Here is a 26,493-nt window from a genome sequence, read left to right as displayed (position 1 = left end):
GGCGGTTGTGGCACGGTCGGTCATAATGGCTTCCTTCGATCTCGTACTGTCGCATTGCCCGCAGGGGCGGCCAAGACCGGTGGCACCACGAAGTCCTCGATCCACGAGCGCATGCTGCCGCTGACCAATTCACGCCGGGCCATGAACACGTAGTGATTGGACATGAACCAGTGCAGAATCCGTTCATCGGAGAGGCCGGCCATCAACTCGCCGCGACCTCGGCCGTACTCGAGTATCGGTTTCCAATAGTCGCATTCCATCGACATCAGATCGCTGTCTACCGCGACCAACCGCGCGGCGACCCGGCCCAGATCTTCGTCGAAGACAACCGCGAGCAATTCGTTGCAGGCGGACAGTTCCGCGCCGATCACCAACGACTCGACAATGAGGTCGCGAACAGAGCCACTGAGCGGGATCAGGTGTCGCCGCTGATTATTGACCGATACGATCTCGGTTTCGAGCAGGGCGCGTACCAGATCTTCCTTGTTGGAGAAGTATCGGTACAGGTTGGGGCGCGCGATCCCCACCTGACCGGCGATGTCTTCCATCCGGGTGCCATCGAAACCCTTGTCCCGCAATGTTACTCGTGCCGCTTCGATGATCGCGCGGCGCCGGCTGGAGCGGGTGTCCGGGGTGGACATCTCAGGCCTCTATTCGCTTGCCCGCTGGAATACGGTCGCCGAAGTACTCGAACCATCCGTACCCGAATTCGACTTCGCGGCTGTCGCCACGCAGGGTGCTGATGCCCGCCATCGACCCGTAGCCATCCCACCGCGAGGCTTCGAAGTCGTCCATATGGCCGGTCGCGTCGGATCGGAATTCCCAGATCTGGCCCGCGGATTCCTGTTCGGCATAATGGATCTGACCGGAATCCTCGATACGGTAGCGGCAGTCGAGGTCGCTGCTCGCGAGGACGACCTTGCCGATTCCGCTCGAGTCTTCGACCACCGCGGCGACGCCCATCCCCCGCCCGCCGCGTACGAGTGTTCCCCACTGCATCGTGCCGTCGTCCAGCAGATTGCCGAATGCGTTGAAGCTGTGTTCGATCTCCTGGAAGAACCGCGCCTCCTTGGGTTCCACCCCGTGCTTCCAGTAGCCGGTCTCGACCACCATGATTCCGCAACACGGCCGCCCGACGACCGTCCCTGTTACCCGGCACGGGTATTCGGAATAGAACCAGGGGTCCGATGGCATCGGCGCATAGCCCTGCACTCCGAGTGCGCCCGGTGTTCCTTCGAGATGGAGGAGATCTCCCTCATCCCACAGTACGGAGCTGTCGGTCAACTCCACGGTCAGCGGCCGCTCGTCGTGGGGCGCGATTTCACGACGGGTGCGCTGCAGAACCGGCTCGGACCATCGACGAATCTCCGGTGAACTGAATCGGCGCAGTTCACCTCGCGCACTGAGCCTGGTCTCCGGGCGCAGGCTCAGCGCGCCGTTTTCGTCGCACATGAGGTAGAGCCCGCCGGTCATCGAGCCGATGTACTTGCGCTCGACGACGTACGAGTTGCCCTGGTCGTCACCGAGGTAGGCGTAGGTGTACTGCACCTGCATGCCCATACCGTGGTACATCGACGTCGGCTGCATGGTTGCCACTCGAGGCCGGAAGACGCCGACGATCGTGCGGAAGTCGAATTCGCCGAACTCGGGTGCGCCCGCTTCACCGTTCGTCATCGCGACCTCTCATGGTTCCGGATTCGCATGTCGAAACCTTCCAGTAATGTTCATCGGCTATTGATCTTTCCGAGGTGGCAGGCAAGCGGCGGGCCGATCTGCCAGCGGCGGCCCGCCGCGACAGCGCGATACATGAAGCCGTGGGCGTATCGCGATTGTCCGCGCGGTCGCTGCGGAGGCATCGCCTCCATGGTGCACGTTGCCCGAAATCCCTTGCACTACAAGGAAGGTACCGATCCGACCTTCGACGCTCGTCCCGCCGGCGAGGGCCCGGCGATACCTTCTGCAATATTTGTATCACCCCGGACGGCGATATGTGGTCGCAATCCAGAACATTTATCCATAGATATTCGCCTACTAGACTATCTGTCGCGGAGAGACTAACATCACATCGGCTCGATACATGGAGCCGCCCTACGTATCAGGAGTGATGATGGCTTCGCACAAGCTAGGCGATTTCGGTACACAGCCGGTTGTCGGAACGTTCGACCCGAGCCCCGAGGACATGGCGCTACTGACGAGCAAACACGGCATCGGCCTGCAGACGACGTGGCTCTACGGCTTCTTCCGTGACGAAGACGGGCTGACCTACTGCAGCGAACGCAAGTTCGTCGGTTCGTTGACCTCGGGTTGTTTCGTCATGACACAGCACGGCGACGCATCCGCAGAACTCAACGTGCACAAGGATTCCGGGCGAAGCGCACGCGGCGAATTGCGTCGCGTGCTGGACGGCAAGTCGCGCCGCTGGTTCGATCCGGTCTTCCAGCGGCTGCCCAAGGACACGTTGCCGGCCGGTGAGCAGCCGGTCGATCTCGAATTCACCCGGGAGCGACTGGTCTACAACGAGGGAGACATCCTGTCGCTGGAAGGCCCCTCGGTCGGGCTCGGCGTGCAGTTCTACATCCCGTCGCTCGACCGGCCGTTGATGTACACCTCGACGTGTTTCTGGATGGAGGGCCTGTTCCAGGGCAAGCGGGTCTCGGGGCCGATCTGGTTCGACAACGCCTTCTGGCGTCACGGCCTCGAGTGGAAGGAATACGGCTACTTCACCGACTACCAGATCATGTGGCACGTGTTCTGCAACAAGTTCGACGACGGCAGCTTCGAGTGGGGCCACCTGGTCAGCGGACGCGAGGGGTTCAGCCCGGGCGTGGTGGTGCAGAGCAATGGCGACGTCGCGATGACCAACTGCACCGATCCCGTCTTCACGCTCGATGCCGGCGCGTGGCCGACGGAGGCGAAGTGGGGTGTCGGCGACAAGACCTACCAGTTCGCGGGCCCGGAGAACGGCCGGATGACCGAGTTCTCCGAGTCGCGCTGGGCGAACTACCGGGCGCAGCTGGGTCAGAGCCGGTTGGTGGGCGATACCCGGACGCTCGCGGACGGGCTCACGTGGAACGAGGGCTTCACCGATCGGATCGGGCCGGACGGCAGGCCGGCATGAGTGCGCTGACCTCAGCCACCGACCAGCTGTTCGATCCGGTTCACGGGGGCTCCGAGCCCGGCCGTTTCTGGACCTTGGCCAACACCAGCGAAGTGACGCCGGGCATTCTGGCCGCCCTGGACTGGAGCGTTTGGGACAATTTCGAGCTCGCCGTCCGGCAAGCGTGGTGCGACCTCGGGATCATGCGCAAGACGGACGTCTACCTGCCCTCGGATCCCAATCTGCGCCAGACGTTTCCGTTCTACGGCCGCCATGCGCTCAACGTCGACTACGTGCGCAACTTCATGGGCTCGGTGCCCGGCGCCTCGCCGAACGACTTCGAAAGGGATGTATGCGGCACGGTGCGTGCCGGAATGCCCGACGAGAAGGGATCGAACCGCCGAGTGCCGGCGATGCTCGCGAAATTGCCTGTCGCGTACCGGCGCACGAACACCGAACTGCGCACACGCCATCAGGAGACTCTCGAATGGTGGCGAAAGGAGGTGCTGGACGGCTGCGGCAGTGGCGATTCGCTGGCCGACCTCCGTTCGTCCGCCCAACGGTTCCGCGAGACGATGAGTGTGCACATTCGGGTGCGCACCTTCCTTCAGGGCGTACAGGGCGCGCTGACGGATCTGGCCCGCTCGTGCGGTCGCCCCGAACTCGCCCTGACGGTGTTCTCCGGATTCGGCGATGTCAGTGAATCCGTTCTGGCCGAAGACATTTGGGCGCTGGGCAACGGCAGCCTCGGCATGCGGGGCTTCCTCGAACAGCACGGGTACTACGGGCCGAACGAGGGGATGGTGTGGACGTCGTCGTGGCGGGAGGACCAGACGCCCCTGCGTACGCTGGTGCGGTCGGTCGCCGCGCGCTCGGCCGATGAGGTCCGGACCGGTCCGCAGGCCGCGAGGGTCGCGCGCGAGGAAGCCGAGCGGGAACTGCTCGCCGCCCTGTCGCCGATTCGGCGGCGGCTGGCCCGGTTCCTGTTCCGGCAGGCCGCGGTTCAGGTCCGCAATCTCGAGCTGGGAAAGGCGACCTATCACATCGCGCTCGATGGATGCCGGGCGGCCGCACGCCGTATCGGGGCGGAGCTCCACCAACGCGGAGTACTCGGCAATCCTGAAGACGTCTTCTTCATGACGATCGAGGAAATCGACACCGCGCCGGGCAATCTCCACGAGCTCATCGCCTTCAGGCGTCAGCGCCGCAAGGAATACACCGGCATCGATCTCCCCATGACCTTCTACGGTGTTCCGGAGCCGCTCGGCGAAGCCGCGCTCGACGCCGCCACCACCGAGATCACGGGTATCGGCGCGAGTAACGGCGTTGTCCAAGGCCGCGCGAGGGTCGTGCAGGATGCGGTGGACGACGAACTGTTCGAAAGCGGCGACATATTGGTGTGCCGGACGACGAATCCCAGTTGGACGCCGTTGTTCACGTTGGTGGACGCAGTCGTCATCGATATCGGCAGTACCGCCAGTCACGGTGCGATCGTCGCCCGTGAACTCGGCATTCCCTGTGTCATCAACACCGGATCGGGTTCGCGGACGATACGCACGGGCGACCTCATCCGGGTCGACGGGTCCTCGGGCGTGGTCACCATAGTCGAAAGGCACGTGCCCGCCTGACTGCCGGCGCACGAAACCACTCCGGGCTCGAACACCTCATCGGTGCCCGAGCCCGGAGTTCTCGTTTCGTCAGACGGACGCGGAACCCGCCTTATCGGCGCGTTCGAGCACTCGCACCAGGTTGTTCGTACCGTCGACAAAGATCCGATCGCCCTCGCGCAGGGCGCGGGTACCGCTCTCGGTTCCGATCACGTAGGGAATGCCGAGTTCTCGGGCGACGACGGCGCCGTGGCTCGCCGAACCACCGATATCGATCACCAGCGCATCGGCCAGCGCCATCAGCGGCGCCCAACTGGGATCGGTGAACCGGCAGACGAGGATGTCGCCGGGGTCGAGATCCACCTCCTGCTCGGGGTCGGTCACGATCCGCGCGCGCCCCTCGGCGGTCCCGCCGCCGCTGGCCGCGCCGTTCAGTTCGGTGACACCGCTGCCCCCGATGTCGGCAGCGATCGTGATCGGCTCGGGCATGCCGCGAAATGCCAGCGGCAAGACCATCGCCTTGTACTCGGCCCTCGTCGCCCGGCGGACATCCACGATCTCCTGCGGATTGTCCAACTCGCCGACGGCGAGTTGCCGGCACTCCTCGATGGTGAAGAAGAAGACGTCGTCGGTCTGCTGCAATCTTCCGAGCGCGACCTGCTGATCACCGAAATTCCTTGCCGCCCATCGGCATTCGTCGATAGCCATGAGGTAGGCCGCCTTGCCGACCTGCAACGTCCGCACGATATTGCGCATCCGGCGCATCAGCCACCGCATCGCCGGACGCTTCAGCGCGGGCGTCGCGGCCAGCAGCCTGCTCTCGGCCTCGGCGCCCGCGACCTGGGCCCGCGCGGCGCGCGCGGCGGGGCGCTCCCGCGCCGCACTGGCCGCGGCCAGGGACCGAATGGGCGCCGGATTCTCCCGCCACACGGTGGTGAACGGATTTCCCTCGTTCGGACCGTGATAGCCCCAGGCCCGCAGGAACTCGTCTTCGGTCAACTCGCCTCGTCCGAGCCGCCACAGGTCGTCGGCCATACGCGTCTCGTTGACGTCACCGACTCCCGACAGCAACTGGACCGCCAGTGCCGGATCACCCGCCTGCTCCGCCGCGCCCGTCACCGCGCTCTGCCCGCCTTGGAACATGAACCGCACGACGCAGTGCAGCGAGAAAATCCTGACGAAATCCTCACGGGCCGCGACCAAACGATCGATCGGCTGAATACCCTGCGGCGCGTTGCCACCCTCGGACTCGTAGACGGTCGTGAGCCACTTGACGTACATCTCGTCGTGCGCCTTGCGCAACCGCTTGCCGGTGCGCGACAACGCGATCGGAGCCTTGAACATCAGCACCGGAACCCGCCTGAAACTGCCGTCGAACGTCGGCGCGTCGGACCGGACGCTGCCCATCAGGTCTCGTTCGAAGTCGTCGCCGTCGACGCCGGGCAACGCCGACATGATCTGCTTGATCGCATCGACGTTGAGCGCCTGCCTGCCGTAGAAACACGACAGTCCCCGCTTGTTGACGTCCGGCGATACGACGACCTTCTTGCGGGGGATGACGCCGAAGGCCGACATCGAATACAGCCAGCCGAGTTCGGCGGAGCCCTCCCAGACGCTCCAGCACATCGGGGTCATCACCTCGGGACAAGCCTCACCCAGATTGGTACTGGTCCAGTACCGATCCGGCTCGGAAGTGCCTCGAATCGGGTCTGTGACGGCGTTGTACACGAACCTTCTCCTTGCTCGGGCGCGGCGCGCCTCGGACTCGCTGTCGACTCCACGAACGACCCGAGACCGGGCGGTTCGCGCCACGTCAGCGTGAATCTGTGACGGACAGCACAATTACACTCTATGTATAGACTATTTTGCAATAGACGACCCGGTTTCGCCATGAAAGCGTCACATGCTTCGGATACAGATCGCGCCCGCGACGTGGCCGTTCACCCCACCCCCAGCCGACCCTCACACCACCGTCGGCCCCGGGTCACAGCGATCCCGAAATCAGCCGTTGACATGCCGGCCGCATCGACACTCCCCCATCTCCTCGAGCGACTGCACGCTACTCAAATAATTTGCGGGTAGACTTTTGATGGTCCGACCGAAGCCAAGGAGGCCAAGCGTGACAGAGGCACCCAAGCTGCCCGACACCGCGTCCGACCCGGTCGATTGGGCCAGACACTACTGGGAACAGCAGGGGCTCGACGGTGACGAACAGCGATTCCTCGCACTGACGTCGCTGTTGCGCTACCAACGGATCGTGACCGACGCCGTCGACGCCGAACTCAGGACGCACGGCCTCAACATGACCGACTATCTGCTCCTGATGACGCTGCAACTCTCCGAGACCGGCACGCGTCTGATCTCGAGCCTGGCGCGCAATCTCCTGGTGCACGCGACCACGGCCACGTTGGCTACCGACCGCCTGGAACAGCGAGGGATGCTGCAACGCAGCCCGCACCCGACCGACCGGCGGGCCACCTGCGTCACCATCAGCGACCTGGGTCGGAAAACCGCGGACAAAGCGACCCGAGGGCTCACCGGAATCGACTTCGGCATGCAGGGCAGCAGCGACGCGAACATCAACCGACTGCGGAACCTGCTGACCACGATGCGCCATTCCCTCGGCGACGCCTGATTCCACGGCGTAGTTCACAAATCCCGGTCGACCACGCGACATGCACGACATCAGCGCGGCGGGGAGGGCGTTCTCCTGCCCCAGCCCGGAGAGCCGCCTCCTCGTCGGGATCCCCCACCTCCGATCGGAGTGCCGATCGTCGAGACGACCCCTCGCGGCGATCTGAAAATCCGCCTTTTCAGGCAGCGGGCATCCGCGTACCGTCGCGCTCGGACCGCGGCCGAGTCAAGGAAAGCCGCGTCCGCCGCGGCACTCCCCACACAACACCGCACGCTATTCGGCAGCAATCGGAGCTCAACCGCGCTGGAACAGCTTCTTGCACAGCGACTTTCATATTATCTAACATTAAATAGTCCACTGTAAGATAAAGTGACCGGCGTCATATCACCTGTCCGGCGCGCACCACTACAGCAGGGTGGCATTACGCCCCCTCTTCGCGCGGCGACAACTCACAACATTGAATCGCCGGCCACATCCCATACCGATCCATGGCATGCGGGTAAGGCCTCGAACTGCGGGAGCTCATCGATGTCTGTCCGAAAATCCTCAGTGCTATGGCTGGTACTGGGAGTCATCCTCATCGCCGCGGCGGCGATCATCAGGTTCGTCGCACTGCCGTCCCTGACGAAACTTCCGGCCCACCTCGATCAGTCACAGAAGTACGTGGGCACGATGCAGGCGGTCAATCCGCAAGCCTTCGCGTCCAACGACCTCGCACACCTGCTGACCCCGGAAATGCCTATCACCGCCGACCGATCACTGAAGGTCGACGCCGTCGACGGTGACACCGCGATCGTCACGAGCAAAGCGCTGCTGAAGCTCCCGAACGGGTCGACAATGCCCGACATCCACACCTACGCCGTCAGCCGGGTCGACTACTCTCCGGTCGCCATCGGTCAGGGACAGGAGAAGTCACTGGTTCCCGCGAACGACCAGGCGTCATTCGAGGACCACACGGGTCTGGCGTTCAGCTGGCCGATGGATCCGCCCAAGGACGGCACCGCCCTCTACGACCCGGTGACTCGAACGGCGCAGCCCGCGACCTTCGCCGACCAAAGCTCACTCGACGGCCGCCAGGTCTACGACTACAAGGTCGATGCCGCCGGACCGATCACGAGCCCGGCCGACCTGGCCCAGTTCAAGAGCTTCCCGAAGCAGCTGCCGAAGGCCGCCGTGGCCGGACTGTTGCAGGCGGGCATCGTCCCGGAGCAGTCGCGCGCCGCCCTGAGTGCCGCCCTGCCGACCATGCCCGACACACTGGAGATCGGATTCGGCAGCACCAACGTGATCAATGCCGCCGTGGACAAACAATTCGGCGCGCCGTTGAAGGTCGATCAAACCCAGGGTATGTACGTCACCGTCCCGGTCGACGGAAAGAACATCCCGACACTGCCGCTGTCGATCGTCAAGATGCACACCTCCGATTCCGACGTCGTCTCCACGGCCCACACGCTGTCGAAGAACACGACGATGCTGTCCCTGCTGGGCGTATGGCTTCCCATCGTCCTGCTCGTCATCGGCATAGCTCTCGCGGTACTGGCAATCTTCCGCTGGCGCAAGCCAATTCAGATCGCGGCCGCACGATAGCCGCCGCACACCCGCCCCTCGACCCGGCAACGTCCGCTGATTCACGCGGGCGCCGGGCCGAGGCTCCGGCAATCGCGAGCATCCCATGTCCCGGTGACGCCCGCGCCTCGCGGTTATCAGGTAGTGCGACTATTGATATGTAGACCTTTCAGGAGGGCACATGACCGACCCGTTCCGGCTCGACGGCAGAACCGCACTGATCACCGGCGGCACGAAAGGCATTGGGCTGGCGATCGCTCGCCTCTTCCGCGATCGCGGCGCCGACGTCGTCATCTGCGGTCGCAGCGAGGACACCGGCGCACCCGTCGCCCGCGAGCACGAGCTGACCTTCTACCGCGCGGATGTCACCGACGAGAACGATGTTCGCGCGCTCGTCGACAACTGCGAGACGAACCATGGCGGCATCCACGTCTTGGTCAACAACGCGGGGCCGACCGATCTGTTGCACACCCGCGACGTCGACGGGCCGATCGGAACGGTTACCCCGCAGGCGTGGCACCAGCTGATCGACCGCACGCTCACCTCCAGCTACCTCACCACGCACCACGCGCTCGACGCGCTGGTGCGAACCGGCCACGGGGCGATCGTGAACATCTCCTCGATCGCCGCCGCACAGGCGATGCCGGGGTTCGACGTCTATGCCGCGGGCAAGGCCGGGCTGGAAGCGATGACACGCTCGGTAGCCATCGGGTACGCACACCTCGGCGTGCGCTGCAACGCGATTCGCGTGGGCACGATCGCCGTCGATCACGGTGACGGCAACCGCAGGTTGCTGCCTTCCGCCGATACCGCACCCGACGCCTGGCGGCGGGCCGAACCACCCGCCGCGGGCGCGGCCACCGATGTCGCGAACGCGGCTCTGTTCCTGGCCGCGCCTTCCGGCGCCTATATCAACGGTGTGGTTCTCCCCGTCGACGGCGGTCTCGGAGCTCGATCACTGATGCCCTGGCAGACGCCTCGCCCGCAACTCCCGCAAGCGGATACCGAGCAGTGATCGCGGCCGCGGCTGCGGGGAGAGCATCGCACGCCCCGCCGCCGCGGACCGCTATTCCAGTCCGTAGTGCGGAAGAGCGCCCCGGGTCATCACCGTGCAGTACCCGGTCGTCTCGACACCATCGATGACCACCCGGGCGAACTGCTCTCGGTGGCCGCTGGGGGTGGGGTTCCCGTCCAGGAGCACCTGTTCCGTCGGCACGAGGTCGTACACATCGTGCTCGACGATCTCCCCGCGCGGCACGCCGAGCCCCTTGCCGTCGGCGTATCCGCCGTCATATCCCGTCCCGGCATAGGCCCAGGGCTCGAGCAACGGCCTGGCCTCGATATCGAACGACCGCCCGTCGGCGCACACAGCATGCAGCGACACGGACTCGTAAGTCCTTGCACCACTGACGAATCGCGGTGTCACATCGGCGCGGATCACGGTCGTGTGGGTACCGTCCGCGCCGATCACCTCACCGTCGAGGTAGGTCACCCGCCCGGCGGAGTCCTCCCGCCGCGATATGCAGATCGACGTGCTCTCGGTGGCGCAGTACAGGACCGAGTGCATCATCGGCGCTGCACGCACGGCCGCGGGGTCCGCGACCGAGCGGTCCATGCCGCCCACACCCGGGCGAACTCCCCACGAGTGGTCGCGCACACCCCACCAATCGCTGACCTCGATTCGCTGGTCCTCCAGGCACAGCGAGCCGTTCCAGCGTCCGATCTGGTTGTATCGGGTCACCTCTTGCGTGATCCGGCCGGTACTGGCGTCGAGATAGTGCTCTTCGGTGTACGGGTCGAACGACGAGGTGTACTCGAGATCCGCCGACAGCGGCGCGCCGGCGCCCGACCAGCGCACCCGCAGCCGTCGAAACGGCTCGAGAATCTCCACCGACAGGTCCCCGACCGCGGTGGACTCCGGATCGGCCGCCAACGGCCGCGACCATCGGGCGTTGTGCTGGCGCCGATTTCGCTGGACGGCGCCGTACCCGTCGCAGACATGCATGTTCTTGTAGATAGCCATGCCGGACAGGAAGCCCGCCTCGCCTGCCGGGTCGACGCCGGCGAACCAATGCCGGTCGTAGAAGCGGTGATCCGAGGTACCGGCGAACCGGAAGGGCCACGGCGTCTGGTGCATCAGTGTCTCGTCCAGCGAGTGCAGCGCCCTGGTGCTCACAGTGTCACCTCGAATGCGACCTGTAGGCCGCTGAGCAGGAATCGCGGGGCGTGCAGCAACCCCAGAACGCCGTCGAGCAATGTCCGCGGCTGGGACACCAGCCGGCCCAGGCCGCGGTATCCACCGGCGAAGCGCCACGCGTCGTGCCAGACCTCGTAGAAATGCAGTCGATCCTCGTCCGGCGGTTCACCGCCCGCGTCCTGGTACGCCTGGAGGAATTCTTCCCACGGCTGTACCCGGGTAACGTGCGGGCGAACATAGGCGAGGTCCTGCGCGGCATCACCGACACGGGCGCGTTCCCAGTCCAGCAGGGCCGATAGGGATCCGTCGTTCACCAGAATGTTGTGGAATCCCGGATCGCCGTGCAGCAGCACCGGCCTGTCGATCTCGGTCGGCGCGTGTGCCCGCAGCCAAGCGAACAGCAGGGTGTGCAACGGGCGCGCCAACCGCCCCGCCGCCGGGTCCGCCGCCGCGACCGATTCTTCCTGCTCATCGATGGCGGCAAGCACCTCGGCGCGAGTGGACATCGGCGGGACCGGAGTGCCCGGCAATCCGTCCAGCGCGACCGCGTGCAGTTTGGCGAGGGCTCGTGCCAGTTCGAGCCCGGCCTTGGGATCGGTTCCCTCGTCCGGGCCGAATACGTCGCCGAGATTGCCACCCGATACCCGGCGAGAAGCGAAGTACGGGCCGCCGAGCGGATTGTCCCGCGGTTCGATCCACAGCGGCTCGGCGACATCGATGCCTCGTTCCCACACGAAACGTAAGACGTCATACTCCCCGACCAGCGTGTGAGCCTCGCGTCCAGGTGTGACCTGCCGCAGCACGATCTCTTCCGGGTCGCTATCCGGACGCCGCAGGCACACCGCGATCGTGGTCTTGGAGAAACCACCGGACAACTGAGCCACCGACTGTGCTCGCACGCGCTGCCCCGACCTCGCGGACAGGTGATCCTCCACCTGGGCAATGCTCAGCGTGGCAGGCGCCTGTTTGCCCAGCCAGTTCATGACGACCGCCTCGCTCGCCAGGCGCTCCGCGGGTGCCGACACGCCCAGTTCGGGTAGATCGGTGCGCGCTACCGCCCGCAGGACCCGCTCGACGACCTCCGGCGGCACGAGATCTCCCGCCACCAGCGCCCCCGCATTCTCCGCGACAGTTCTGTATGGATCCTTTCGCGGATCCGGCTCGGACGGTGCGATCGAGGACAGCGCCTCCTGTAGCTCATCGCGCGCGCCGTCGCGCCGATCGGGCAACAGATCCGCGAGAACGGCGCGATGAAACAGGGCGTCCGCTACGCCGAGAACATGAGACACCTGGGCTCGATCGGCCTGCGCCCCTTCGAGTTCGAGATCGAGCGCCCGATGGACTGCGCTCACCGTCGCCGTGGCGTCGACGGTATCGGCCTCTGCGAGCACGGCACCTCCTCAACATCTCATATCCGGATCGACCTGACCCGATTACTCTATGAGTAGAGTACCGCAGGATAAACTCTATAGAAAAATAATCATTTGCTAGACAAACTGGTGGGGCTTCTTTTACCGTCTTCGGACATGGGAACCCCGCCGCGCGACAGCGGTGTCGACGGGAACGTCAACGCATGATCATCGAGCCTCCGAAATCGGAGCCGCCATCACCCAGGACGACAGTCGCACCGGAAGGTCCGACGTCCGGGCCGCGTGCCAGCGGTTTCGCGGGCGGTCTATTGCACACGCGGAGCATTCGCACTCGCGTACTGTCCATCGCGCTCATTCCATGCGTAGCGCTGCTGGTCATCGGCGGGATCGTGGTGACGCAGCTGGCCGAAGGCGCTCATGCTTCTCACGCGTGGTCGGAGTATCTGGGACGGCAGATGGACATGGCCGTTCGCCTCACCTCTGCCGCACAGAGCGAGCGAACAACCAGCCTGCTCGCACTGGCGGGCAACTCCCAGGCCAGTGTGGAACTCACGATGCGACGAGACGAAACCGACCGTGTCTTCGCCGACCTCTCGCAGGTCGCACGGGAAATGAATAATCTCAACCCGGACGCCGTCGCGAAGTCGACCCCCCTCTTCACCGACGTCGCCACCCGGCTACCGCACATCCGCAACACGATCGACACCAGACAGGCCAACGCGCCCGAAGTAGACGCCTATTTCGCAGCACTGGCCAGTATTGTCGTTGTGGGGCTGCAGGGTTCGGCCCGCCACACGCCGGACTCCGTCGCGGCGGCAGAGCTGATGACCACCGCCAATCTGGTGCAGGCATCCGACCTGCAGTCGCGGGCGGCGGCAGCCGGCTTGTCCGCCCTGGCCGGAGGCGTCGCAACTCCCGGGGAGCGACGGGGCATAAGCCAGTTCGCCGGAGCGTATCGCCACGAACTCGACAGCATCGCCCCGAGCCTCACAGACAGCGAGCAAGCCGAATATCACGAGCTCACCCAGAGCAGCCAGTGGCGGGCGGCCCTTGCGGGCGAAGATCAGCTGTCCGAAATCGGAACGCTTCCGATGCCTGATCGAGAGTGGCGAGACGACGAGACCGCCGTGCACACCCGCCTCATGACGATGTTCAGCGACCACGGCCACTTCGCCACCAGCCTCGCAGAAAACGCCGCGTCACGTTCGTTGACCCAAGTCTTGGCCGCCGCGGGAGGGATGGCCGTCATCGCTATTGCCGCCTTCACACTGGCGTTCATCCTGGCCGGTCGACTGGTCCGGCGACTGCGGTCACTGCGATCGAGGAGTTGGGAACTGGCATACGAACGCTTGCCCGCCATCCTCCAACGAATCCACGACGGCGAGCAGGTCGACCTGGATGCCGAAACCGCGGCGGTGGACACCGGGGACGACGAAATCGGCGAGGTGGCATACGCTTTCGGTGTCGCGCAGCGAACAGCAATAGCTGCGGCCGAAGCGGAGGCTCGCACTCGCGACGGGTTCAACAAGGTATTTCTCGACATCGCTCACCGCAGTCAGACCGTGGTCCGCAGGCAGTTGGACCTACTCGACGTCGCCGAGAGCAAGCAAAACGATCCTGAGCATCTCGAACTACTGTTCCGCCTCGACCATCTCGCGACCCGCGCGCGACGAAACGCCGAAAATCTGGTCATCCTCGGCGGAGCACAAGCGGGACGCCGTTGGCGAAGGCCGGTGCCGTTGGAGGAGATCGTTCGAAGCGCCATTTCTGAAACCGAGGACTTTGCCCGAGTCAGCGCGGTTCGACTACCGCAGGCAGATATCCTCGGCAGCGTCGTAGCGGACCTCATCCACCTCCTCGCCGAACTCGTGGACAACGCCGCATCCTTCTCCCCGCCCCAGTCGCCGATCTTGGTGCGCGGAAACTTCGTCGGCACGGGCGTCGCGATCGAAGTCGAGGATCAAGGACTCGGGATCCGGCCCGAGGAACGTCAGCAATTGAACGAACTACTGCGGAACCCACCGGACTTCCAAGAAATGGCACTGGCCGGACGGCGCCACCTCGGTCTGTTCGTCGTCGGGCGGCTGGCACAGCGACATGGCGTTTCGGTGAGTCTGCAGGAATCGGCTTATGGCGGAATCAACGCAGTTGTACTGATCCGGATCGAACTGCTCCATGCCGAACAAGATGACAGCAAGCCGGACCGAGGTCGTCCCCCACACCGACCGCGGAACGCCATGGGTTCGAACGATCACCAGGCGCCGCCTCCCTCACCGGCCATCATGGCTCCTTCCTCCGATCATGTCAGCGACGAGGTAGATGCTCCGATCCCACGAACACCTGGACCCGGGCGACCACCTTTGCCGGTACGACGGCGTCAAACCCATTTGGTACCGCAACTGCGCCAGGACGCCGAACCGCTCGAGGCGACACCGCAGACATCCGTCGAGCGACGGCGCGCGGCAGACGTGGTGCGCAACTCTATGGCGTCCTTCCAGCAAGGGACACGACAAGCACGGGGCTCAGCGCCAGCGGCCCGATCAGACAGGATCCGGACGGTTGAAAGATGAGTGACGACATGGTGGTTCGCCCCGCAGCATCTGCGTTGAATTGGCTGCTCGATGGACTGATCGACCGACTGCCCGGCGCCGAACGTGCAGTGGTGCTGTCCGCCGATGGACTGGCCCTCGCCGCGTCCAGCAGTCTCGCCACAGAGGAGGCCGAGCATCTCGCGGCAATGGCGTCGGCACTGCACAGCCTGGCACGCGGTGTAGGTACCCGGTTCGACAAGGGCGTCCTGCAGCAGACGGTAATCGAACTCGAACACGGCTATTTGGTGGTGATCGAAGCGGGTTTCGGAGCATGTCTAGCCCTCCTCGCCTCCATCGACGCCGATCTCGGCATGGTCGCCTATGAATTGAACGTGATCGTCGGCCAAGTCCACGACCATCTGTCCGCCGGCCCTCGCACCGCGCCGGGCTCAATCCCTGACCGATATCGACGGTGAGCACCGACGACGACAGTCATTGGTTCGTCGATGACGATCCGGGACCACTCGTTCGTCCGTTCGCAATGACCCGGGGCAGGGTTGGAAAGGACCTGCACAACCTCGACATGCTCACTCTCGTCATCGCTGTCCGGCCCGAAGACGAATTGTCGGCACTGGACCGCGAGTACACCGAGATAGTGCGTTTGTGCCGCGGCGGGCCGCTGTCGATCGCCGAAATCGCCGCTTATATGAATCTCCTGGTCGTTGTGGTCAAGGTCCTGGTCAGCGATCTGATCAACTCCGGTCACCTCATCTTCAGGTCCCCGCCGCCACCGGGCGCCGGTGCCGACCTCACACTTCTACAGGCGGTGCTCGATGGTGTACGCAGACTCTGAACATCTCAACTCTCTCGACACGTACAACGTCGTGAAGGTCCTGATAGCGGGTGGCTTCGGCGTCGGAAAGACGACATTCGTCGGTGCGGTCAGCGAGATCGCACCACTTCGAACCGAAGAGCAACTATCGGAACTGGGGTTGGGCATCGACGATCTCAGCGGTGTCGAAACCAAGACAACGACCACGGTCGCTCTCGATTTCGGTCGTATCACCATCGACGGAAAGGCCGTGCTCTACCTGTTCGGCACTCCCGGTCAGGACCGATTCTGGTTCATGTGGCAGGAGCTGTCCCGTGGAGCCGTCGGCGCAATAGTGCTCCTCGATACCCGCCGACTCCAGGATGGCTTCGCCGCGGTCGACTTTTTCGAATCACGATCCATCCCATTCGTCGTCGCAGTGAATGGCTTCGACAGCGCGGATATCTATTATGACGACGAGATACGCACCGCTCTCGATCTTTCCGGCGATGTCCCCGTTGTGCTGTGCGACGCGCGCGAGCGCGCCTCGGCCAAGCAGGTGCTGGTCTCCCTACTCGAGTACATCGTGGCCACTGCGTCGCTCGGTTCCCGCAACTGACGCCCACGACCGCCCCTTTCGGACCCAACTCGACTACAAGAAGGATCACGATGTATACATGGAAATTCGCGAAACCGATCGTAGCGATCTTGGCAGCAATTTCTCTGAGCTCGTGCTCGGCCGGTGCCGATGGATCAGGATCGCATTCGACTCGGAGCACGAACAGTCAACAGCATTCCATCACCATCACTTTCATGCGCCACGGGGAATCCGGGGGCAATGCCTCCGGCCTCATCGACACTTCGACGCCTGGCCCCGATCTCACCGCGAAGGGAAGGACCGAGGCGCAGGCGGCCGCGGACGCGCACCGTAGTGCGAATTTCGATGGCATCTTCGCCTCGACCATGGTACGAACCCAGGAGACCGCCCAGTACTTGGCAGATGATATCCACAAGCCGATCCACGTACTTCCCGGTCTCCGCGAGATCGAGGCCGGCCAATATGAGCACCAGCCGGAGTCCACCGCGGAGCGAAATTATCTCCAGGCGCCGATGGAATGGCTACAGGGGCAGCGCGACGCACGCATCCCCGGCTCGATCGACGGCAATGAATTCGAAAACCGCTTCGACGGTGCCGTTCAACAGATCTACGACAGTGGCGACAGCAACCCGATCGCGTTCGCGCACGGAGGATCCATCATGATATGGACGCTGATGAACGTCAGAAATCCCGACGACACCCTTCTGAAAACGCATCCGCTGGGTAACACCGCGACCGTCCAAATCGTCGGTAATCCCCGGTCGGGATGGAAACTGCTGAACTGGGACGGTGTCGCCGTCGCGCATTGAGATGCCGCACATCCGCGCCCGGCCGATAGGAGCGCCCACAAAGTCTATAGATAGATAGTCTATTAATAGACAATTAGGACATGGTCACACCCGCCACCATCGGGGAATGGACGAAATAATCGTCCCTCGGAGGCGCGGAAGCCGAAGCTGCGCAGAACTCGAACCAACGGCGCAGCAGCCTTCGGCGCGCCGACCATAGTGGACGACCGCTAGACTATTGAGTAAACGAATACCGTCGAGACCGCCGCGCCCAGATCAGGGGGACATGATGACCACAGCGAAGCAGAAGAAGGCGGAGACGCCTGATACCACCGACCCGGTGGGCTGGGCGCATCACTACTGGCAGGAACAGGGCCTCGAGGGGGACGAACAACGCTTTCTCGCGCTCTCGTCACTGCTGCGGTATCAGCGCCTGGTGATCGACCCGGTGGAGACCCAGCTCCGCAAGCAGCGCCTCAACCTGACCGACTATCTGCTGCTGATGACGCTGCAACTGAGCGACAACGGCACCAGGCTCATCAGTAACCTCGCGCGCAGCCTGATGGTGCATGCCACCACCGCCACACTCGCCACCGACCGGCTGGAGAAGCGGCGTCTGATCAGCCGCAAACCGCACCCCACCGATCGGCGCGCCACCTGCATCTCCATTACCGCGACCGGCCGCAAGCTCGTACTCAAGGCCAACAGCGGCCTCACCGAGATCGGTTTCGGCCTCGGCAGCGCGACAACCGAAGATGTCAGCCGCTTGGTCGATCTGCTGGCAAATCTGCGCTCCTCCGCCGGGGACGCGCAAACAGCCCAGAAACGTACCCGCGCCAAGACTGCCAGCTGATCGATCGGCGTCGTCGTATCATTCACGGCGACATCGCAACGCCCGCGGATCGCCAAGCTTTCCGACGGAAAGAACACCCCAACTGAAGCCGCACGCTTCGAGGGGTTTCGTATCGCAGTTACGGTCGAACCACTGTCCCCGAACCGCTAGGTGGACATAAGTTCTATCCCGTGCTTTGGCGGTCCCGGCTCCCCGACCGCCTCTCCGCATGCGCCGACCTGCCCTGGGTCACCCCCACTGCCACTCGCGAAGGCTGGGTTCGGGAGTTCGGGCGCAGTCTCCGCGCCGGCTCGACGCCCCACGGCTGTCGCTCGGTCGCGATGCCCTCCTCGCCGGCGGCAGCCCGGTTCACCGAGTAACCACCGAGCGCAATGCGTTGCACTGCAATCACTTCCCCGCGCAGCAACTGACCTCCGGTGCGATCCCACCGCGCGACGCGTCCCACATGACGCGCCTCGGCGCGCAGACCCGGTACCTCTTTCCGAGCCTCGGCACATCCTGGCGGGATCAGCGATCCCACGCCCGTATCCGCGCAGGTCGCGTGCCGCAACGGCGATTGCCGCGCCGACGCTGCGCACCATCCACACTTTCGGTCGACGAACTTCATTGTGACCCTGGACACGCTGCGGACTATATGTTTGAGTTATCTACTATCTAGTCTTAGAGTTTCGGAGGTTGTCATTATGGTGGACATCACGCGCCCGTGGGTCGTCGACCAACCGTTGAGCACGCGGTTTCCGGTGTATACCCGTGCCAACGTGGGCGAGGTATCACCACATGTCTTCTCCCCGTTGGGAGGGTCGATGATCGGTGGTGCGGCCGCGGAACAACCGTGGAAGCAGGCGCTGGTCGACTTCGGCGCCTTCGATCCGGACGAGTTCCGCGACGACGCAATCGATATCCAGGGCCTTGTCCACGGCTACATCTACCTGAACCTGTCCAACCTGCGCGTCTTCGGCGCTCGGATGCCCGGCGCGTCGCCGGAGCTCATGGACCACACGTACCTGGGCGAGCGCGCCGATACCCCTGCGTACCAGCCGCATCCGGACGACGCGAAGCCGGAGTACACCGAACGGATACTCGCGACCGTCGGGCGGGTCTTCGCCACCGAGTCACGCGACGATTTCACAACCGACGCAGCCAACGCCGAACGCATCCGCGCGGCTCGTCCGGACTACGCGACCCTGTCCGACGCGGAGCTGGTGCAACACGAACGGCGGATCCTGGCCGAGGAATACTACGGCATCCTGTACAAGCACCTGACGATGGTCTACGAATCCTCCCTGGTGACCGGGCTGTTGGAGCAGGCACTCGCCCCGTTCGAGGATCCCAGCCTCGCTGCCCGGCTGCTCGGGGGCTGGGGCAACATCGCATCCGCGGCGCCGACGACGACCTTGTGGAAGCTCAGCCGGCTGATCAACGAGTCCGCGGTTCTCACTTCCGCTTTCGACGCCGGAGTCGACGGTGTCCTGGATCGCCTGCGCGCCGAAGCCGACCCGGGCGCCGAAGAATTCCTCACCCTGTGGAAGGGCTTCGTCTACGACTACGGCTCCCGCTCCGCCGCGGAATGGGATGCCATGCCTCGCACCTGGGAGACCCACGCACATATCCCCCTCGGACTGCTGGAACGCATGCGCCACCAACCCGCTGATCGAGACCCCGAAGCGCAGTCGGCTCGCCTGCGCGCGGACCGCGAACAGCTCACCGCGCAGCTCCGGGAAAGACTTGCCGACTCCCCCGAACAACTCGGCCAACTCGACCTCGCACTCCGGCTCATCGGGATCTACATGCCTGCGCGAGAGCTGTCCAAAACCAACACCATCCGGATCATGCACGAAGCCCGGCTTGCCCTGCGTGAGCTTGCGCAGCGCTACACCGAGCGCGGGTACTTCGCGACCCCCGAAGACCTCACGATGATCCGAGAGGACGAACTGGACGCGCTGCTCGCCGATCCGCGGGCCTGGCTGCCCACGATCGCCGAACGGTGGGAGTGGTTCCACGAACTCGAAAAGCTCGAACCCCCCTATATCGTCACCGCGGGCGAAGTCCCACCGATCACCAGTTGGGCCAAGAAGGCCGAGCCCGCAGTAGATATCGCCCAACCGGGAGAGCTACTCACCGGTCTGCCCGCCTGCCCCGGCACCGCGACCGGAACGGCCCGCGTCATCAACAGCCCAGACGAGGCCACCGACCTCGCGCCCGGTGAGATCCTCGTCGCCCCCATCACCGATCCCGGGTGGACTCCCCTGTTCACCTCGGCCGAAGCGGTCGTGGTCAACGTCGGCTCCACCCTCTCCCATGCCGCCATAGTCAGCCGCGAACTCGGCATCCCCTGCGTTCTCGGCGTCGCCAACGCCACGAAGCGCATTCCCGACGGCGCGAAACTCACGGTCAACGGCACCACCGGAGTCATCACGGTGCACTGAGGAGCCCTAGCGACTGTGCGGTGGTATCCATCCACCGCGACGTGCGGCTGCTGGAATCGATCCCCCCAGCAGCCGCACCGCAAGCGATCATCGTGTGACGGCGGGCAGCCGCACGCGAGTGCCCCCGCGACTCCACGGCGTTATCATCTGCGGCGCACCATTTTTCGCGGCGGACTCATAAGCTGCCCCGGACCACGAGGACACTCGCACCGGTCCGGGAGGGCCCTGCTCATTCCTCGAAGGAATCGAAGCTCAGGCGGTAGCTCGGATCGGTCGCGTCGCGAACGCCCGGGATGTCGTATTGCGAGCGACCGCCCTCGGTCAGCATTCGTGAGGGCTGGCACTGGTTCCATTCCACGGTTATCCGGCGCCGCCAAATCCGCCATATTCCCGATCGCTTCACCAGCTTGTCCAGGTAGCGACCGCCGGTCATGTACTCGTGTTCCGAATCGAGGGTCCCCTCCGCGGCGCAACGATCCGCGTAGTCCTCGCCGAAGAACCTGGCCACCGACTCGCGTCCACCGGGCACCCGGTGGTAGGCGATCAGATACGACTCGGCGATCGCCCGATCCCCGGACACCTCGACGAGTTCGTTGGTGATGTGGTGGATTCCGTAGCTGGTCTGCGCCCGCAATCGCGGCACCATGAACTCCGCGAACTCGTGCGCACTGCCGTCGAAGGAACCGTGCGAATCGGTCGCGTCGTCGTGATAAACCGACTTCAGCAGTTCGATATCGCAGCGATCGATCGCCCTGGCGTATCGGTGCAGGACTTCGATGATCTGCTGGCGGTCGTAGACCAGGCGCAGCATTTCCTGCGGGTCGTCGGGCTCTGCCTGCGGCGCGAACAGCATTCGGTCCGTCGATGCGTCCTGTTTGCTCATGATCGCGCCGAACGCACGTAGTCGACGGCGGCCTCGGCCGCCATCCGGCCGATGCCCGCGGCACTGGCCAGGGAGCTGCCGGAACCCGAATAGGTGGGCCCGACAATGCCTCCCGTGCACTCACCGGCCGCGAACAAGCCCTCGATGACATCACCGTCGACGCCGATCACGCGAGCGTGGTCGTCGATGCACAGGCCGTAGCCGGTGTGCGCGATCGCCGTGGGCCGCACCTCGACCGCATAGAACGGCGCGGTCGAGATCGGGTTCAGGAAGCGGTCGGCCTTGCCGTAATCGGTGTCCTTTCCGGATTCCACGAGATGGTTGTACCGGCGGATGGAACCGCAGAAGTCGGCGGCCGGGATATTCAGCGAATCCGCGAGAGCCTCGAGGGACTCGGCCGAATGGACCCGCGAGTGATCCTTGTACTGATCCATGACATCGGCGTTGTAGTGCTTCGGCTTGAATTTGGCGTGGTTGGGCCACTCCTGCTTGTAGGCGTCCGCGTAGCGGGCCTTCCGGTCGGCCGGCGGCCGCAGCGCGGCATCGTCGAAGACGACATAGGCGACGTTGTTCCTGGCCTTCAGCAAGCTGTCCAGGATCCCGTACGGCGCGGTCTCGTCGCAGAATCGCTGTCCGCGCTCGTCGAGAAGGACGGTCCAGCCGGGCAGGAACGCCTCGTGCAGGGTGTCGACGCCTGGATTGAGCATGCGCAGGCCACGGTTCTCCCCGGTGACCTGGGCGCCGATCTGGTCGGCGAAGACGAGGTGATCACCGCGAGCTCCGTCGGCGCCGATGTAGAACGTCTCGCCCGGAATCCACCCTATCGGGTAATGAGCGGCCATGTACTCCGGGTTCGCGCCGAAGCCGCCAGTCGCCACAATCGTTGCGGCAGCATGGATTTCCTCGCCACCCGCCCGTACTCCGGTGACCCGGTCGCCAGAGCGCAGAATCTGCTCGACCCTGCTTCCCTGCAGGAAATCGATCCCCGCCGCGCGGCACTTCGACACCAATGCGTCGACGATGGCCTGCCCGCCCCCTTCGACACAGTGACCACGCGGACGGCGGTCGTCCCCGCTGAAGATGAGACGCTCGTAGAACGGGACGCCCTGATCCTGCAGCCAGTCGATGGTTTCACCGCTGCGCAGGGCCCAGCGCTCGACCGGTCCCGCGGCGACGTCCCAGATGTTGATGGACATGTATTCCTTGAACATGTCATCGTCGGCGTCTTCGATGCCGGCGGCCCGCTGGAGCCGGCTTCTGCTGCCCATGACCACACCACCACACAGCCGGGTCGATCCTCCGAGGACACCCTCGGACTCGACCACGAGGACGTTCTCGCAGCCGTTCTCGACCGCGGTGAGGGCTGCGGCGAGTCCACCGAGACCGGATCCGATGACGATGACTTCGATGTCCGGACTGTTCATCTCAGCTCCTTCATGCAGCGCCCACTGTCCGGGGCCGCCGCGCTCGAGTCGTTGCACCAGAAACTATATGACGCAGATTGTCGACTAGACAATAATCCAGCAGTAGACTTTATCGAACAGCGTCGTCGCGGAGCTGTGGCAGCCCGCTCGCGCCCACCGAGACCGTTCGTCACCATCGCAGGAGTCAGCAGTGACCGAAGCCGTCCAATCGTGCCCGTACTCCACGTCCGACCTGTCGAAGTTGTTCAGGCTGGAGCCGGAGCTGGTGCGGTGTCCCTATCCGCTCTACGACGTCCTGCGCGACGAAGCTCCGGTGACCTACGACGAGCAACTGCGCGCTTGGGTGGTCACCCGTCACGACCACGTCGTCGAGGCCCTGCGCGCACCGGAGACGTTCTCCAGCGCCCAGGCCTCCGGACCCAGTTCCGTCACCGGACTCGCCCAGCGACTGCTCGATGATCCGGCGACTTCCGCGACCTTGCGGGCGCAGGCCACACGGCGCGTGCAGCTCTCGAAGTCCCCGGTGTTGCTCTTCACCGATCCACCGCTGCACAAACGCCAGCGACTGCTCGTCAGCGCCGCGTTCCACCCCCGTCGGATCAACCTGCTCGAGCCCGACGTGCGCCGGCTCACCAACGAGCTCATCGACGGCTTCCTCGACGCACGCGAGGTCGAGCTCGTGACGCAGTTCTCGATCCTCCTGCCGATGACCATCATCGCCACGATGCTCGGTGTTCCGCCGGAGAACATGGACACCTTCAAGAAGTGGTCCAACGCCTTCACCGCCGGCGTCGGCGCACTCGAACAGACACCCGAACAGGTCGCCGGGATCTTCGCCGCGGTCGACGAGTTCTACGACTACTTCACCGAACAGGTCGAGGCACGCCGCTCCCAGCCCCGCGACGATCTGCTGTCGGACCTCGTCGAGGCCCGCATGGAGGGTGAGCAACCGCTGACGATCGACGAGATACTGCAGATGCTGGTGCAATTCCTCGTCGCCGGAAACGAAACCACGACCAACATGATCACCTCGATCATGTTCCGGCTGGCCGGTGACAAGGCTCTGCAGGACCGGGTACGCGCGGATCCATCGCTGATACCGTCACTCGTGGACGAGATGCTCCGGCTCGAGTCGCCGACGCAAGGAATGTTCCGCGTAGCGACCAAGGACGTCGTACTCGGCGGGCAGGCCATCCCGGCCGGCGCACTCGTATTCCTGTGCTATGCGGCGGCGAACCGCGACCCGAGCGTCTTCGCCGCACCCGGCTCGGTGGACCTGGACAGCGACCGCCCACCACATCTCGCCTTCGCTCGTGGCGAGCACTTCTGCCTCGGCATCAACATCGCGAAGCTGGAACTGCGTGTGGCGGTGGAGATCCTGCTCGCCCGGCTCGATGACATCACCCTGGCCGAGCCATCACGATCGGCCGAATATCATCGCAGTTTCATGCTGCGCGGCCTGGAATCCCTGCCACTGCGGTTCACCGCGCGAACCTGAGGACGATGCGTGGCCATCGGTGGACGAACCTCTCATCCACCGATGGCCACGCGACGTCGTGCCGTTCCTGCTCACGCCCTCGCGGAGACCCACTCGAGCGCGTTGGTCAGGAGGCGGCGGTAGGCCGGATTTCCGAACGCCGCGGGGCTGTCGCCGAACTGCAGGTAGACGATCCTGCTACGGGGGTGCTCGCGGACCCACGCCGCCACGCCCGATCCTGCGGGATGCTGCCAGCCGTCGTTGGTGTCCCGCTTGCCCACGACCGCGTTCCAGGTCGACCACACCGTGCTGTCGGTCAACTCGGCATCGGTGACCAGCAACGGGGTGATATCGGCGGTATAGGTCTCGGCCAGGTAGACCTCGTCGACAATGGTGAATCCGTCCTGCAGCCCGTCGAGTACAGGGTGCGTAGCGGCCGCATCCGAGGCCGGGACGATCCGCTGCTCGACGGCATGCCGGTAGCCCGAGTCGGGATGCTCGTCGTCGCGGACGAACCTGAAGCGGCCGCCCATCACCTCGGCGTATTCGTCCCAGGTGGGCCAGGCGGCGAGAGCGTGGTGCACGAACACGAAGCCGTGCCCTCGATCGACGAGCGAGGTGAAATCGTCGCGGAAATCCGTCGGGGGTTCGAACAGATCAGGGGCCGAATGGTCGGGCTTGAACGCGAACCCCGGCATGTCGTACATCAGGTAGGCGTCCCAGCGGGTGGGTTCCTGACCTTTGAAATGGACCTGTGCGGCGGGCTGTTCGACCTGGGTGCACTCGATGCCGGGTAGCGCGTCGAGCATCGCGCCGAAGGCGTTGCGGTCGTAGGCATGACCTTTGGTCACCGCCATGATCTGCAAGGGGACGTCCACGGCAACCTCACTCAATGCTGTACGCGGCTGAGCATGCCGCCGTCGACGACCAGATTGGCTCCGGTGATGAACGATGCCCGGAAACTGGCGAGGAACGCCACCGCGGCCGCGACATCCGCGGGGTCGCCGTAGCGGCCCAACGGAAGCTTCGACTTGACGTGCTCGTACACCTCCGGACGCTCCCGACGAACGTTGCCCCAGGCGCCATCCTCGATCTCGATCGGCCCCGGAGATACCGTATTGACCCGAATTCCCGCCGGAGCGTATGCCCGCGCGAGCGCGGACGCATGGTGCAGCACGGCCGCTTTTATCGCCCCGAACGATGTTGGCCCCGAGGGCATTTCGACATCAAGCGCACTGGTGGAGCTGATCGCCACGATCGCGCCCTGGGCGGATGCGGCAAGATGCGGCTGGGCCGCCTCGGCCAGAACGGCGAACGCCTGCAGATCCCCTCGGGCGCTTTCGACCCATGAATCGTCGCCCTTCAAGCTTCCCGGTGAGGCGTTGGATACGACGACGTCGAGGCCGCCGAGCGCATCCGCACTGGCGGCCACGAAGCGCCGCACGGCGTCGCTGTCGGTGACGTCCACGGTGTCGGCGAACACGGTGGCGCCGCGGCTCTCCAGTTCGACCCGGGCAGCCTTCAGCGAGCCCTCGGTCCGGGCGCACAACGCCAGTGCGCATCCCTCATCAGCGAACACGTCGGCGATCACCCGTCCGATTCCCCTGCTGGCTCCGGTGATCAGCGCCCGTCGCCCGGTCAGTCCCAGATCCACTCTGCGCCACCTCTAACACTCTGGTTCCAAATAATTTATAACACGACTATAGTGACATGGACCTCATCTCGCACAACCCTGGAGGAATCCGAAATGCCTGCCCAGTTGGTGAAGCCCACGATCGACATCGGCATCGTCACAACCAATTCCGACGCCATGGTCGACTTCTACGGCAATGTCCTCGGGTTCCCCGCACTGTCCGACGTCCCGATGGACGGTTTCATCGTCAGACGCTTCCAGGTGGGCGATTGCGTTCTCAAGATCGCGCAGTTCACCGACGAGCCGGCCGGCCGAGCGGTTTCCGGCGCGCTCGGCGACTCGACCGGACTGCGCTACTGGACCGTATCGGTCTCCAATCTCGACGAACTCCTGACCGCGGTCGAGGCCGCCGGCCAGAAGATTGTCGAGGGCCCGACAGAGGTACGCCCCGGAGTCAGCATCGCGCTCGTCACCGATCCTGACGGCAACCTCGTGGAGTTCGTCAACCGTCCTGCCGCCTGAAGCACGCGCAGCGACGCAGGACCCGATGCTCCATCGGTGGCCCGTTGCGCCGGGGATCGGCGGCGCGGCGCGGAA

General features: G+C 64.6%; 23 protein-coding genes. 14 read left to right on the top strand and 9 right to left on the bottom strand.

Annotation, left to right across the window (positions count from 1 at the left end):
- Positions 1 to 20: 20 nt before the first annotated feature.
- Both JZ791_RS01280 and JZ791_RS01275 read right to left on the bottom strand, forming a co-directional pair.
- Positions 21 to 641, bottom strand: coding sequence for a TetR/AcrR family transcriptional regulator (locus JZ791_RS01280; protein WP_216892229.1), 621 nt, complete (start codon positions 639 to 641; stop codon positions 21 to 23).
- Between the two features lies 1 nt (position 642).
- On the bottom strand, positions 643 to 1,674 hold the full coding sequence (locus JZ791_RS01275) for a hypothetical protein (protein ID WP_216892228.1): 1,032 nt from the start codon (positions 1,672 to 1,674) through the stop codon (positions 643 to 645).
- A gap of 433 nt (positions 1,675 to 2,107) precedes the next feature.
- On the opposite strand from JZ791_RS01275, the gene JZ791_RS01270 reads away from it, so the two are divergent.
- Both JZ791_RS01270 and JZ791_RS01265 read left to right on the top strand, forming a co-directional pair.
- On the top strand, positions 2,108 to 3,118 hold the full coding sequence (locus JZ791_RS01270; protein WP_254205047.1) for a hypothetical protein: 1,011 nt from the start codon (positions 2,108 to 2,110) through the stop codon (positions 3,116 to 3,118).
- The gene (locus tag JZ791_RS01265) at positions 3,115 to 4,725 is read left to right on the top strand and encodes a PEP-utilizing enzyme (RefSeq protein ID WP_216892226.1); all 1,611 of its coding nucleotides are present in this window, start codon (positions 3,115 to 3,117) and stop codon (positions 4,723 to 4,725) included. The genes JZ791_RS01270 and JZ791_RS01265 overlap by 4 nt, the downstream gene beginning before the upstream one ends.
- 69 nt (positions 4,726 to 4,794) lie before the next feature.
- Here the strand turns inward: JZ791_RS01265 and JZ791_RS46365 are convergent, their stop codons facing one another.
- Complete coding sequence (locus JZ791_RS46365; protein ID WP_216892225.1) at positions 4,795 to 6,432, bottom strand: PEP-utilizing enzyme; 1,638 nt, start codon at positions 6,430 to 6,432, stop codon at positions 4,795 to 4,797.
- Positions 6,433 to 6,823: 391 nt separating this feature from the next.
- Between JZ791_RS46365 and JZ791_RS01255 the strand changes: the two genes are divergently transcribed.
- From JZ791_RS01255 to JZ791_RS01245, 3 genes are all read left to right on the top strand, one after another.
- Positions 6,824 to 7,339 (top strand): MarR family winged helix-turn-helix transcriptional regulator, encoded by a 516-nt coding sequence (locus tag JZ791_RS01255; protein ID WP_216892224.1) that lies wholly within the window; start codon positions 6,824 to 6,826, stop codon positions 7,337 to 7,339.
- Between the two features lie 528 nt (positions 7,340 to 7,867).
- Positions 7,868 to 8,926, top strand: coding sequence for a porin PorA family protein (locus JZ791_RS01250; RefSeq protein WP_216892223.1), 1,059 nt, complete (start codon positions 7,868 to 7,870; stop codon positions 8,924 to 8,926).
- A gap of 160 nt (positions 8,927 to 9,086) precedes the next feature.
- Positions 9,087 to 9,920, top strand: a complete 834-nt coding sequence (locus tag JZ791_RS01245) for an SDR family NAD(P)-dependent oxidoreductase (RefSeq protein WP_216892222.1) — start codon at positions 9,087 to 9,089, stop codon at positions 9,918 to 9,920.
- Between the two features lie 51 nt (positions 9,921 to 9,971).
- On the opposite strand, the gene JZ791_RS01240 is transcribed toward JZ791_RS01245, so the two are convergent.
- Together JZ791_RS01240 and JZ791_RS01235 are read right to left on the bottom strand one after the other, a co-directional pair.
- Positions 9,972 to 11,081: an Rv3169 family protein gene (locus JZ791_RS01240; protein ID WP_308162699.1), complete on the bottom strand. Its 1,110-nt coding sequence runs from the start codon at positions 11,079 to 11,081 to the stop codon at positions 9,972 to 9,974.
- Positions 11,078 to 12,493 (bottom strand): phosphotransferase family protein, encoded by a 1,416-nt coding sequence (locus tag JZ791_RS01235; protein ID WP_216892221.1) that lies wholly within the window; start codon positions 12,491 to 12,493, stop codon positions 11,078 to 11,080. The genes JZ791_RS01240 and JZ791_RS01235 overlap by 4 nt, the downstream gene beginning before the upstream one ends.
- Positions 12,494 to 12,864: 371 nt before the next feature.
- Between JZ791_RS01235 and JZ791_RS01230 the strand changes: the two genes are divergently transcribed.
- The 7 genes from JZ791_RS01230 to JZ791_RS01200 all read left to right on the top strand — a co-directional run bounded on the left by JZ791_RS01230 (position 12,865) and on the right by JZ791_RS01200 (position 20,479).
- Positions 12,865 to 15,042, top strand: coding sequence for a nitrate- and nitrite sensing domain-containing protein (locus tag JZ791_RS01230; protein ID WP_216892220.1), 2,178 nt, complete (start codon positions 12,865 to 12,867; stop codon positions 15,040 to 15,042).
- Positions 15,039 to 15,479 carry a roadblock/LC7 domain-containing protein gene (locus tag JZ791_RS01225; RefSeq protein ID WP_254205046.1) on the top strand — a complete coding sequence of 147 codons (441 nt, stop codon included), beginning with the start codon at positions 15,039 to 15,041 and terminating at the stop codon, positions 15,477 to 15,479. The genes JZ791_RS01230 and JZ791_RS01225 overlap by 4 nt, the downstream gene beginning before the upstream one ends.
- The gene (locus JZ791_RS01220) at positions 15,476 to 15,856 is read left to right on the top strand and encodes a DUF742 domain-containing protein (RefSeq protein ID WP_308162698.1); all 381 of its coding nucleotides are present in this window, start codon (positions 15,476 to 15,478) and stop codon (positions 15,854 to 15,856) included. Before JZ791_RS01225 ends, JZ791_RS01220 begins: the two co-directional genes overlap by 4 nt.
- Positions 15,837 to 16,433 (top strand): GTP-binding protein, encoded by a 597-nt coding sequence (locus tag JZ791_RS01215; protein WP_216892219.1) that lies wholly within the window; start codon positions 15,837 to 15,839, stop codon positions 16,431 to 16,433. Before JZ791_RS01220 ends, JZ791_RS01215 begins: the two co-directional genes overlap by 20 nt.
- Positions 16,434 to 16,483: 50 nt before the next feature.
- Entirely contained in the window at positions 16,484 to 17,221 is a 738-nt protein-coding gene (locus tag JZ791_RS01210) for a histidine phosphatase family protein (RefSeq protein ID WP_216892218.1), read from the top strand.
- A gap of 268 nt (positions 17,222 to 17,489) precedes the next feature.
- Positions 17,490 to 18,053 (top strand): MarR family winged helix-turn-helix transcriptional regulator, encoded by a 564-nt coding sequence (locus tag JZ791_RS01205; RefSeq protein ID WP_216892217.1) that lies wholly within the window; start codon positions 17,490 to 17,492, stop codon positions 18,051 to 18,053.
- Between the two features lie 683 nt (positions 18,054 to 18,736).
- Positions 18,737 to 20,479: a PEP-utilizing enzyme gene (locus tag JZ791_RS01200; protein ID WP_216892216.1), complete on the top strand. Its 1,743-nt coding sequence runs from the start codon at positions 18,737 to 18,739 to the stop codon at positions 20,477 to 20,479.
- Between the two features lie 229 nt (positions 20,480 to 20,708).
- Here the strand turns inward: JZ791_RS01200 and JZ791_RS01195 are convergent, their stop codons facing one another.
- Positions 20,709 to 21,362 (bottom strand): nuclear transport factor 2 family protein, encoded by a 654-nt coding sequence (locus JZ791_RS01195; RefSeq protein ID WP_216892215.1) that lies wholly within the window; start codon positions 21,360 to 21,362, stop codon positions 20,709 to 20,711.
- Positions 21,359 to 22,786, bottom strand: coding sequence for an FAD-dependent oxidoreductase (locus tag JZ791_RS01190; protein ID WP_216892214.1), 1,428 nt, complete (start codon positions 22,784 to 22,786; stop codon positions 21,359 to 21,361). Before JZ791_RS01190 ends, JZ791_RS01195 begins: the two co-directional genes overlap by 4 nt.
- Positions 22,787 to 22,976: 190 nt before the next feature.
- Here JZ791_RS01190 and JZ791_RS01185 point away from each other — a divergent pair, with 190 nt between their 5' ends.
- Positions 22,977 to 24,284: a cytochrome P450 gene (locus JZ791_RS01185; RefSeq protein WP_216892213.1), complete on the top strand. Its 1,308-nt coding sequence runs from the start codon at positions 22,977 to 22,979 to the stop codon at positions 24,282 to 24,284.
- A 71-nt stretch (positions 24,285 to 24,355) separates the two neighbouring features.
- Here the strand turns inward: JZ791_RS01185 and JZ791_RS01180 are convergent, their stop codons facing one another.
- Positions 24,356 to 25,156, bottom strand: coding sequence for a ThuA domain-containing protein (locus tag JZ791_RS01180; RefSeq protein ID WP_216892212.1), 801 nt, complete (start codon positions 25,154 to 25,156; stop codon positions 24,356 to 24,358).
- Positions 25,153 to 25,917, bottom strand: a complete 765-nt coding sequence (locus JZ791_RS01175) for an SDR family NAD(P)-dependent oxidoreductase (protein WP_216892211.1) — start codon at positions 25,915 to 25,917, stop codon at positions 25,153 to 25,155. Before JZ791_RS01175 ends, JZ791_RS01180 begins: the two co-directional genes overlap by 4 nt.
- A gap of 93 nt (positions 25,918 to 26,010) precedes the next feature.
- Here JZ791_RS01175 and JZ791_RS01170 point away from each other — a divergent pair, with 93 nt between their 5' ends.
- A complete protein-coding gene (locus tag JZ791_RS01170) occupies positions 26,011 to 26,418 on the top strand; it encodes a VOC family protein (RefSeq protein ID WP_216892210.1) in 408 nt (135 codons plus the stop codon).
- Positions 26,419 to 26,493: the final 75 nt, after the last annotated feature.

Source organism: Nocardia alni (genome assembly GCF_019038435.1).
GTDB lineage: Bacteria > Actinomycetota > Actinomycetes > Mycobacteriales > Mycobacteriaceae > Nocardia > Nocardia alni.
Note: the sequence above shows the minus strand (reverse complement) of the source record. Positions and strands in the feature narration are given on the sequence as shown.